This is a genomic window from Saliphagus infecundisoli, assembly GCF_020177375.1.
Taxonomy (GTDB): Archaea; Halobacteriota; Halobacteria; order Halobacteriales; family Natrialbaceae; genus Saliphagus; species Saliphagus infecundisoli.
Window position 1 is genome coordinate 1 of sequence record NZ_JAIWHV010000050.1, and the last position, 10,238, is coordinate 10,238.

General features: G+C 54.6%; 12 protein-coding genes. 9 read left to right on the plus strand and 3 right to left on the minus strand.

Features of this window, described 5'->3' with window-relative positions:
• The 3 genes from LCF40_RS22160 to LCF40_RS22170 form a co-directional block, all read left to right on the plus strand.
• Positions 1-1,465 (plus strand): type IV secretory system conjugative DNA transfer family protein (locus tag LCF40_RS22160; protein WP_224830308.1); only part of this gene is annotated, 1,465 nt, incomplete at its 5' end.
• 74 nt (positions 1,466-1,539) lie between these two features.
• Complete coding sequence (locus LCF40_RS22165; protein ID WP_224830309.1) at positions 1,540-1,806, plus strand: hypothetical protein; 267 nt, start codon at positions 1,540-1,542, stop codon at positions 1,804-1,806.
• Between the two features lie 317 nt (positions 1,807-2,123).
• Positions 2,124-2,699: a DUF4145 domain-containing protein gene (locus LCF40_RS22170; RefSeq protein WP_224830310.1), complete on the plus strand. Its 576-nt coding sequence runs from the start codon at positions 2,124-2,126 to the stop codon at positions 2,697-2,699.
• A gap of 29 nt (positions 2,700-2,728) precedes the next feature.
• Here LCF40_RS22170 and LCF40_RS22175 read toward each other — a convergent pair whose 3' ends face one another.
• On the minus strand, positions 2,729-2,995 hold the full coding sequence (locus LCF40_RS22175) for a DUF7386 family protein (protein WP_224830311.1): 267 nt from the start codon (positions 2,993-2,995) through the stop codon (positions 2,729-2,731).
• A gap of 1,026 nt (positions 2,996-4,021) precedes the next feature.
• Between LCF40_RS22175 and LCF40_RS22180 the strand changes: the two genes are divergently transcribed.
• The 3 genes from LCF40_RS22180 to LCF40_RS22190 all read left to right on the plus strand — a co-directional run bounded on the left by LCF40_RS22180 (position 4,022) and on the right by LCF40_RS22190 (position 5,599).
• Entirely contained in the window at positions 4,022-4,183 is a 162-nt protein-coding gene (locus LCF40_RS22180; RefSeq protein WP_224830312.1) for a hypothetical protein, read from the plus strand.
• 150 nt (positions 4,184-4,333) lie between these two features.
• A complete protein-coding gene (locus LCF40_RS22185) occupies positions 4,334-4,672 on the plus strand; it encodes a CopG family ribbon-helix-helix protein (RefSeq protein ID WP_224830313.1) in 339 nt (112 codons plus the stop codon).
• 234 nt (positions 4,673-4,906) lie between these two features.
• The gene (locus LCF40_RS22190) at positions 4,907-5,599 is read left to right on the plus strand and encodes a hypothetical protein (protein WP_224830314.1); all 693 of its coding nucleotides are present in this window, start codon (positions 4,907-4,909) and stop codon (positions 5,597-5,599) included.
• Between the two features lie 272 nt (positions 5,600-5,871).
• Here the strand turns inward: LCF40_RS22190 and LCF40_RS22195 are convergent, their stop codons facing one another.
• Both LCF40_RS22195 and LCF40_RS22200 read right to left on the minus strand, forming a co-directional pair.
• Positions 5,872-6,864 carry a DNA-methyltransferase gene (locus LCF40_RS22195; protein ID WP_224830315.1) on the minus strand — a complete coding sequence of 331 codons (993 nt, stop codon included), beginning with the start codon at positions 6,862-6,864 and terminating at the stop codon, positions 5,872-5,874.
• Between the two features lie 57 nt (positions 6,865-6,921).
• The gene (locus tag LCF40_RS22200) at positions 6,922-7,665 is read right to left on the minus strand and encodes a PaeR7I family type II restriction endonuclease (protein ID WP_224830316.1); all 744 of its coding nucleotides are present in this window, start codon (positions 7,663-7,665) and stop codon (positions 6,922-6,924) included.
• A 379-nt stretch (positions 7,666-8,044) separates the two neighbouring features.
• Here LCF40_RS22200 and LCF40_RS22205 point away from each other — a divergent pair, with 379 nt between their 5' ends.
• The 3 genes from LCF40_RS22205 to LCF40_RS22215 form a co-directional block, all read left to right on the plus strand.
• Positions 8,045-8,320, plus strand: a complete 276-nt coding sequence (locus LCF40_RS22205) for a PadR family transcriptional regulator (RefSeq protein WP_224830317.1) — start codon at positions 8,045-8,047, stop codon at positions 8,318-8,320.
• A 647-nt stretch (positions 8,321-8,967) separates the two neighbouring features.
• Positions 8,968-9,441 carry a hypothetical protein gene (locus LCF40_RS22210; protein WP_224830318.1) on the plus strand — a complete coding sequence of 158 codons (474 nt, stop codon included), beginning with the start codon at positions 8,968-8,970 and terminating at the stop codon, positions 9,439-9,441.
• Positions 9,438-10,238: relaxase/mobilization nuclease domain-containing protein (locus LCF40_RS22215; protein ID WP_224830319.1), on the plus strand; the 801-nt coding region annotated here is incomplete at its 3' end. The genes LCF40_RS22210 and LCF40_RS22215, both read left to right, overlap by 4 nt.

Sequence of the window (10,238 nt, forward strand, 5' to 3'; positions counted from 1 at the left end):
GCCTCGCTTTCCTGGTTGGAGTGATCGATTCGCCGGGCCGATTGTCGTGTTCGGGTTCGGTGGCTGGCTGCTCTATGCGGATCTCTGGGTTGGCTGGCTCGTGATCGGTGTCTATGCGCTGTACAAAGCCTACCGCTTCGTGCGAGGGACCTGGACGTACCTCTCGTACAAATCCATCATCAAGGACGGAGATTTCGCGTTTCCCAAGCGCATCGAGGAGGTGGGCAATGGGTTCAAGGGCCGGCGGTGGGCCGACGTCGTACGGATCGACAGCACGGGCTCGTTGCTGTTCCTTGGGACGACTCGCTCGGGAAAGACCGAATCGATGTTCACCGTCGTCTATCAGATGTTGCTCGGGAGCGACGGCGGCCCGTTCGTCGTCTATGACCGGAAGGACGACTGGAAAGAGTTCCTACAGCGTGAGGACCGGGTGGTGATCACTGCACGCCGATCTACGCACACCCTGAACATCTTCGAAGGCGTCAGGGATGAATCCGAGTTCGACTTCATTGCTCGTTCGCTGTTCCCCAAAGGGGGCGGATCGAATCAGTTCTTCCAGCGCGCTGCTCGGCAAGTGTTCACTGCAGGCTGCAAGTACCTCCATCGCGAGTTCCAGAAGGAAGGCGAAACGCCGACACACGCGGATCTGATTCGATTCTTCAGGGAGCGGACCGCCGAAGACATGGCTGAAGCGTTCGAGGAGTACGCTGATCTGACGGCTGCGAAAGCGGAGATCGATCCTGGTGGAGCGAGCGAGCAAGCGATGGGCGTGTTCGCCTCGGTTCAACAGGAGATAGATGATATCTTCGTCGGTGAGTTCGCCGATGCGCCGGGTGAGAAGCCAGCCATCTCGCTGCGTGAGTACTGGGAGAACCCGGATGGACGGATCTTACTCCTGGATCATCCCCACGAGATGGGGAGTACGGTCGATCCGATGTTTCGGTATCTGATCGATCGCTCGATCCAGCTGAGCCTCGAGAACCCCCGTCAGGCGGATTTCGTCTTGGACGAGTTCGCTCAGGTGCCGCATCTGCGAAACATCGAGGAACTCGTGAACGTGGGTGCGGGCCGAGATACGCGGGTCGTCGTCGCGATCCAGTCGGTGAGCCAGCTGTTCAAAAACTACGGGAAGGATGAGGCGAAGGCGATCCTCTCGGGAATGATGACGGCGGTGATTCTCCGCTTAGGCGACGATGAGAGCATTTCGTATGCTCGGGAGATTATCGGAACCGAGTGGGTCGAATACACGCACCGAACGGAGACAACGGATTATGGCGAGTTCGGGACGAGCGAGCGGGTGAGTGAGACGAAAGAAGAAGAGGAGCATCCGTTTGCACGGGGCGAATTCACGTCGTTTGATCCCGGCTATTCTGTCGTGGCGCGACCGGACGGGTGGGCAGCTGGATACTCACCGCGGTTGTGGGGAAAGGTGAAGGAACGCATCGATCGAGCGTTTGGGAATTAGCTTCTTACGCCATTGGGAATAGATATTACTACTAGAATGAAAATCTATAAGAGTGAATAGTGCAAAAGTAATGAATGATGGTGTCGGTAAGTGACAAAGGGTGGAACGCGCTCGTTACGATTGCATACGTTGCTTCCTTAGCGGCAGTATCCATAGCCGGGATTTATTTCGATTACTCACAGGCACTATGGGTTTGGGCTCTTATCTTTTTCACAGGATTGCCTTATGATTCTAGCCTGGAAATCGATCTTAACCGGGGTAACGGTGATGACGAACATACAGAGGAGGAGGATCTGGAAGATGTTTCTGATGGAGAGAAAATCAAATCTCAAGAGGTCTAATTTCATTTGCGAAAGCTCGCACAGCGGCGCGTGAGCGCCGCAAGCAAGACCGTGGAGGTGGGTGGGAGCGGAGGGCGGGAGTCAGAGCGCAGCCCGCTATGCGGGCGAGCAGGGTGGTGTATAGGCGCGAGGAGCGCAAGCGACGATGCCTCTTCCGCAGTTAGCACCAAACTTAATGATAACATAGATAGTAGTATTCTCTTATGAATCAAGAACTCAAAATCACGGTGCGTGATTCTAATCTTGGTGATGACTCACACATTGGGGGTAGACACAGAACGGATGAGCAAGTAGCTGTTGGACGATGCTCTATTTGTATGCGCGTTGTATCGCTCCGCCAGAAGGCTGAAGTGGAAAAAAGCGACGAACTGGGCTATGTAGTCCCAGTAGGTTGTGACGGCTGCAAGTCAATCATAACTCTCGTATACCCAACCAAAGAGAACCAGGACCCCTATCTCATTCCTCCACCTAAAGTTGATGGCGTAGAAGATCTTCCTGACCCAATTAACAAGTACTATGAAGAGGCTCTTGATTGCATCTCAGCAGATGCTCCTAATGGCGCAACTACGTTATTTCGGAAGACAATCCATGCTGTAGCGATACATTATGATATAGCAGAGATAGATGATTCCATGTCTATCTACAAAATGATTGAAAATCTCGATAAAGAGGGTCAAATAAACAATAAACTCAGAGAATCCTTACTGGCTGTTAAGGATATTGGGAACGATGGAGCACATATCAATGAGAACGAGCCGGATATAGAACAGGCCTTAGCAATCAAGGAACTAATTGATGCTGTTCTCCACTCGACTGTAGTGACAGACCAACGTATCAACTTTGCTCGTGAGAAGCATCCAAACGAGTTCGCGAAATCCGAAAATGAGGAATAGAAATAATATTTTCTATTTCATATAATGTCTTATTTTCGCCATCTGCTTTCGACACGGGTTCGATAGCGCAGCGCTAGGACACTCGTGTTCGCGATCGACTGGATGACGTGAGGCGGGTGCTCGTCACGAGCCTCTTGGATGTTCGTTTCACTCTCGATGAGGTGCGTGAGTGCTGCGTCGATCACGTCCGACGTCGGCGGGTCGTCCTCCGGGTCGTCGGCCACGATCTCGCTCGCTTCCTCAAGGAGTTGCTGGCGCTCGTCACTGAGTCTGAGAGTCGTCCGTTTCGTCGGCATATATATCGATGTGCATACGGGGGGTACGAACCCGTCGATCTCGACTTCTTGAACCCGGCTCAACAGATAAAGGGGGGTCGGGCCGGCGCCGTGATCGGGTCGACAGCGCTCGCGATTGTCGTCGATGTATGTACACGGTGGGGTCGTCGACGACGTCGAGCGTGCATATATTCGGTCGGCTGCATACATCGACGTCTGACCCCGGGGAGTCCCGTCGAGAAAGGGGTTTCAGTAGGTTTGAGAATGAATACACTCTTCCTATCCCTCCGGCCGCATAGGACCAGGACGATCACTTTCAAACCGCTCTACCAACCGTTAAGTCAGGGGAATGCGTAGGATGTTCTGAAGTGGAGGCGGCTCTCCGGCCGTCCCAGGGAAGGAGAGGTTCGAGACGCTAGCGGCAGCTATACAAATCTACTTGTTCCTAGTACAAGCAAACCCCGACCTTTTTGTTGACGTACACACATCCCCCATTCGTGAGGTCATGTCGATCTGGCTTCACGCATGCACGTACGCCGCTACCCAGAGGTGATGTAACTCAGGGAATAGCGTGCTAAAACAACAACGTGCGGCGGAGGTGAGACCATATTTCACCTCTCTACCGAACGCTGCTAACCATCGGCGGCTTCACCTTGGTCACGCAAGGTGAAACATCGGGATTGTTCCTGGTCGCCGTGGGAATGTGGCGTCCCGACCAAGACGACTCGGACGACTGACCGATAAATCTGGCTGATACCTCAGCCAGTATCGTTCAACCTTCTTTTTATTTCAGTTGGTCAGAGCGCCGTTCTCATCCAGTCGGTATTCCAGTCCATTTGCATCTTCGGTAGGCTCTTGGGCATACGAAGGCCTACACGTAATGATAGCATCGACATGCTACTAAAACGTTGGCATCTCATTATATTTGGTCGATATATGGCTTCTCAGGGCCTCATAAGGGGATATACATCCATAGTTCGCTTTGTACAACAAGACGACGGGTCTACAAAAGTTTGAACTATGGCACGGGATCAATCGCAACAACCCATGACCGACGCTGAGATAGACGCTCTCCGTGAGAAGATGGACGAACAGTCCGAAGAGATTCGGGACTACCTCGAGGGCGAAGGCGTTGACGTGAGCCCGTGGGACGACGAAGCTCACGACACCGTGCCGGACGCCGATCGCGAGCCAGTGGACTCTGACTAGGTCGTAAACTTCTCGCTGCTATATCGAACTGTAGCGACCGGGACGCAGGCCTCGATACCACGTCACTGTCTGTCATTCCCCAGTTGAAGCCATGGCGTCGGACGATTGTCTGACGAAATTACTTGGTGATTCGATCAAATCGTTCCGGTAATGGAACAAATCACAGTCAAAGTACCGGGTGATACATACGAATCACTCGAGGAGTATACCGAATCTGAGCATGATGGAAACCGGTCTGAGGCGATTCGTGAACTCCTCGCCCGTGGACTGGAGTACGACGACCTGGAGAACGAACGCGACCGCCTAGAGCGCCAGCTAGCGGCCACGAATCAACGCGTGGATCAACACCAAGAGTTGGTCGAGTACGTCCAAGAGGAGCGCGATCTACAGCAGCACCGAGAGGAGCGCAGAGACGCCCCACTATGGACTCGAGCCAAATGGTACGTATTTGGCCGGGATCACAACAACAACGAGAAGAGTGAGGCTTAGAACTACGGCGCGACGTTTCGCCTCCGCAATTATCAGGTAGCCAGGAGGTGGTTTTATATTACAAGCCTTCTTCGGGCTACACGCAAAGCTAGGAAGGATACCGCGCGCAGAAGGGGTGCCTGAACACCTCTCCCTTCTGCCTCCGAGGACATATAGCTTCCCCTCCGACCAGCGGAAGCGCTATCTCGGGCGACGTTCGCCCCCACGTCGGCGTCCAAACGGGCTCAGATAGCCATGACTGGACACCAAACCCCGTCCGTTGCACAGCTGCTACAGCACCTCATCACGACCGTTGACGCTCTCAATCAGCGCGTCGATGAACAAGATAACCGTATCAGTGATCTCGAGGAAGAAAATCAGCAGCTCCGCGAGCGAGATGCTGAGCAAGACGAACGGATCAATGATCTCGAGGAGGCCACCGACGAACAATCTGAGGAGATTCACCTTCTCAGGAGGGAAGCGCAAGAGCTCCGGAAAGAGCTTGCTACCTATCGAGAGGAGAACGAGAAGGACAAGGCCTCCATTCGCCAACGGGTCAACGAAATCGAAGAGGATCAATCCAACTCTGATTCAGACTCTGCCCACAACGAGGATCTAACGCCAATCGAACGTATTTCGCTACTCGGTGCTGAAGACACTGGACTGCACGTCACCCAGTCAGTCGAACGCGCGGTAACGATCTACGAGAATTTCGACCAGTGGGCGCATCGAACTCCCAAAGGATTGGTGTTGAAAGATGGCCTACGGACCCTGCTTCAGACTGCGAGAGACGAAACCCTTGCCTGGAAGCAGGTGAACCGAGCCGCCAACGCTCTCGAAGAACTCTCGAAGGGAGCGATTGAGTTCAAGAAACACCGACGCCACGGAAACATCCTCGTCAAGGAGGACGACCCAACAGGCTGTCAGTCGTCGTCAGCACTTGGATAGGCAACCCCGTCAGAGACCACCCTCGAGAGAGATAACACTCTAACACGATCCACTCGTTGCACGCACGCTGCTGCTGTATGCATTGGTCGGTTACAGTGGGGTCTCTTCGCTCAACACCGCTCACACCATTCTAGGAAAACACGCCGGCTCAATCTCCCCCTGACGACGGCTGTCAGTAGATGTTCTACAGATTTGATACTGGAGTCCTTTATCTCACTTCAGATGCCGCCACATTGTGATTTTGACCTCAATTTCCTCGTTGGGTCCGCCAACTATCGAGTCACGTCAACCGTGAGATTTTGGTAGTTCGTGAGCGTCCCGCGCTCGTCTTTAATCCGGGACTCGGCGATTTTGACGTACTTTTCTTCGAGTTCGACGGAGACCGAGTTTCGTCCGCACCGAGCGGCGGCGACGGCAGTCGATCCCGTCCCGGCAAACGGATCGACGACAGTATCGCCCACGAACGAAAACATTCTGATGAGCCGTTCGGCAAGCTCGGCCGGGTAGGGCGCCGGATGCTCGCCCTGTCGCTCGCCTTTGATGTCGTCCCATAGCTGCCGAAACATCCGTTGGTGGGTGTCGGCCTCGATCGTGCTCAGCACCCGCTTTTCGACGGACGGAGACCGATACCCACCTGGTTTGCGAAATAGGAGGATATATTCGATGTCGTTTTTGATCACGGCGCCGGGCTCGTAGGGTTTCCCCAGGAAGCGTGCGTTCCCACCTGACTCGAGCGAGGCGTTCCCAATCTTGTACCAGATCACGGGGGCCAGGTTGTCGAACCCGATCTCCGTTGCGTGATCCTGGATCGTCGCATGAAGAGGGACGACTCGGTGGCGACCGTGTTCGCTTCGTGACCGCAGTACGTCACCGACGACGACGCAGAGGCGCCCGCCGGGGCAGATCTTATCGTAGCACTCCTGCCACACTTGGTCGATCGCTTCATTGAACGACTCGTAATCGTTTATATCGCCCAGCTGGTCCTCGCCGCCAGTTCCGTTTTCGTAGTCCTTGAGATTGAAATACGGCGGAGAGGTGACAGCTAACTCCACGCTCTCGTCCTCGATCATCGAGAGATCGCGAGAGTCACCCTGATAGAGTTCATGGTGAGACGGAAGGGAGTTGACAGCCTGATCGATTTCTCCCATCCGGCCTTTGTCGCGTGCCAGTGCCGGGATCTCGGACTTCAATTCGGCGTCGGCCATGTCCAAGAGGTCCTGGCAACTCTCGGGGACGTACTTTCGCAAATCCGTTCCTTCAGCCATCTTACTTTCCCATTCGCCCCATTGGGTATACTACCTTGGTTTCGTTGCGAAAACGGCCTACTGGCTGCCGCTCGCTGAATCTTGAATATCGATCTGTCCCTCGACGTGCGCGGTCAGCGACCGAGCAAAGCGTCGGAACTGGAGTTCCTCGTTCGGTTCCCAGTACTCACCCTCCATTCCCACCTCGTCGTCACTCAAGATAAATGCCGCATTGTTCACCAGCCGCTGGCGGACCATCCGAATGCACAGTAATTCCATCCGATCCACATATGTCGCATCCTTGAACTCGTCGTCCACGTCGAAGTTCGGCTCGCGAACGCCAGGGACCGAACGAGAGTCATCATTATCAGCCATCAGCATCAGGTATCCGACCCACGGGGCTGGCGAAGGCTCGAACACTCCCTCTTCATACGCTTGTAGAATATCGGTATTGTTCCCGATTGCCTCCTCTGCTCGGTTGTTCAGATTGTTACCAAAGCTGCTGGCCTGGCTCTTGTACTCAACAACAGCGAGGAGTTCATCATCGTAGACTACTGCTGTGTCCCATTCCTTTTCGTGTCGGTAGTACCCTGGGAGGGTAGCGTGGTAGTCATGTTTGATCGAGTCGGCTGGGACACCAACATCACGTAAGATGTCTTCGACGAGGCCAGCGAATCCGTCCATCTGCTGGCCCCCCAACACCTCCGCCCTGCGCCCCCGTGTGCTATCTTCTGAATCGCGCTGGGCTGCCCCCTGTCCGTCTCGAGTTTCCCAGTACCATTGTACGGCGTCCGCCACCTCCGAGCCCAAATCGTCGATCACACCATGACGTCACGTCTACAGTCCCTTTATTGGATATGTTCAGATTGAAGGTCGGCGACGATCTGCTCAAAGTCGTACCGATGGCAAGGCGCTCCAATTCTATCAGCACCGCAACAACCTTGCCAAGTCTTATAATCTAACTAACTACTGTGGTCCTTGAGCCATCTACTGCACAATGATCAGGCTTCCGTAACTCGATTAGGCCGAAAGTGCTGTGCTGCTTTATCCTGCCCTGTGGAAAAGAAGGCCGAGCACACGCTCTCGAACCCCTCGAACGTTCCTCACCGCCACCTGGATCAATCGATCTGCTGGGATCCTCTACTGAGCCACCACTCAACTATTCGAAACTCTTGTCACTCAGAAATTCCTATTACTCAGTATGGACCATCTGACTGCCTTTCAGCGCGACCTCTTGTACGTGATCGCCGACTTCGACAAACCCTCGGGTCAAACGGTCAGCGACGAACTCCAGAAGTACTACGATTCAGAGATCCAGTACGGTCGTCTCTATCCAAATCTCGATACACTCGTTGATTACGGACTCGTCGAGAAAGGCCAACTCGATCGCCGAACGAACTACTACGCTCTTACTGAGGCGGGCCATGAAGCGTTTCGTGACCGCCGCGAATGGGAAAATCAGTACATCGATCTCTAACCCCAAAGATTACGATACCAATCTCTAGGGACAATTCGGCCTACAAGTCCACTAGAAATCGCGTAGGTCGTTATTGACAGGTTCCCGCGTCTTCTTTTGACTGGCATTGATTGCACAATTCACCGGAAGTCGGTTTACTGGTACTTGTCTGATAGCCTGAGCGCGGATAGTTCGAGCAGTTGGAGCACCAATGCCATGTGTCGCTTCCATTCCTTCGTCGGTATTGGGACGCCATGCAATTCTTTTGCTACCCAACTATAATTAATGTTCTGGCCAATTAGTAATTCATGCTTCCCTGAGAAGGATCTCGAAATCACAATCAGCCAGGGTCTCTTGTCCTTCCATCTCTATCGCTCCGCACCGAAGAGGGCGGTCGCTCCCGCGTCGCGTCACTCCCTCTACCCTCTTGCTCCCTCCTCCTCCGCGCGCAAAGCGCGCTACCCAACCACCTCCAGGGTCCGGGCTGCGTCGCCTCCGGCGACGGTCCGGGCTTTCCCAGTTCTTTGGTCGGCCTGCTGCTATCTCTTACCAGTTACCCAACCAACAAGTTAGCCGTAGCGTATATTATTCCCTGCATGAAAAGGGTTATTCGTAGTAGATATGGTCATTGATAACACGAACCTTTTCGACCGCCGGAGGGCCGCGTAATGTCCCGTACTGAACCCATCACCCTCTACGTCACCGAACAGCGCAAGCAAGAAATCGAGGATCGCGCTGAACGCGAAGACACCACCGTTTCCTCGTATCTCAACCACCTCATCGAGCGCCAGCTCCGCGTCGAGGCCGAAGATGAACTCTCCGCTGAGTCCAGGGCCACCGAGGAGCTACAACGCGTCATCGATGAAGGCACTCGACAACTCAGGGACGCCACCGAGGACCTTCGCGAACTCAACGCCAAAACGGGCGTCTACACCATCGCGAACTTCGAACTCCTCAAACAGAATCAGAAGCAACCCGCGATCAAGGACGCGCTCTCGACTGGCTCCCTCCGCTTACGCGAAGACCTCGATCTCGATACCGAGGTAGATCCAGAGGCTGAGTCTGAACCTCCATCCGACGACGATGATTCCAATGGGGGTGACACTGGCGGCTCTCTCGTCGAGGAGCTGCGTGGCTCATGACCCACGTCGTCACCTCCGACTATCGCTCTCACGGTGCTTCACAGATCCTCAGCTACATCTCTCGCGACGACAACCGCATTGAGAACCGTGCCGGCCAGGAAATGACCGGTGCTGAAATCGAGCGGTTCACCCGCAAATCCGAGGAGTACGGCTTTGAACGCCAGTTCATCGTCTCTCCTGAGAGCAACGGGATGTCCGATCGAGAGATGGCCGAAGCCACTCGCGATACCATGAACGAGTACTTCGCCGACACCGAGACCGTCGATTACTGCTACGCGATCCACCAGGACACCGACAGCGCTCACGTCCACGTGGTCGCGACCGGCGAGAAAAACGAACTCTACATGGACCAAGCTGATCTCTCCGAGTTCCGCGAGCTCTCAGAGCAGCGCGTCTACGAACATGAGCGCGATCTCGAGCACGAACTCTACCAGGAGAACGGGATTGATCGTGACCAAGGCCCCGAACACGATCGAAGGAAGGCCAAAGACCAGGGTCAAACCCAGGGTATTGGCCGCCAATGGAGCGTCCTCCCGGTGGCGATACTCGGGATGCTCCCGTTCGTTCCGCTACAGGCGGGCGTCCTTGGCGAATGGGTGTTCTTGTTCTTTCTCGTTGGGATGCTCGGCTACAGTGCTGGTCGAATGGTCGGCTTCATGCCATCCCTAGAGCCTCGCTTTCCTGGTTGGAGTGATCGATTCGCCGGGCCGATTGTCGTGTTCGGGTTCGGTGGCTGGCTGCTCTATGCGGATCTCTGGGTTGGCTGGCTCGTGATCGGTGTCTATGCGCTGTACAAA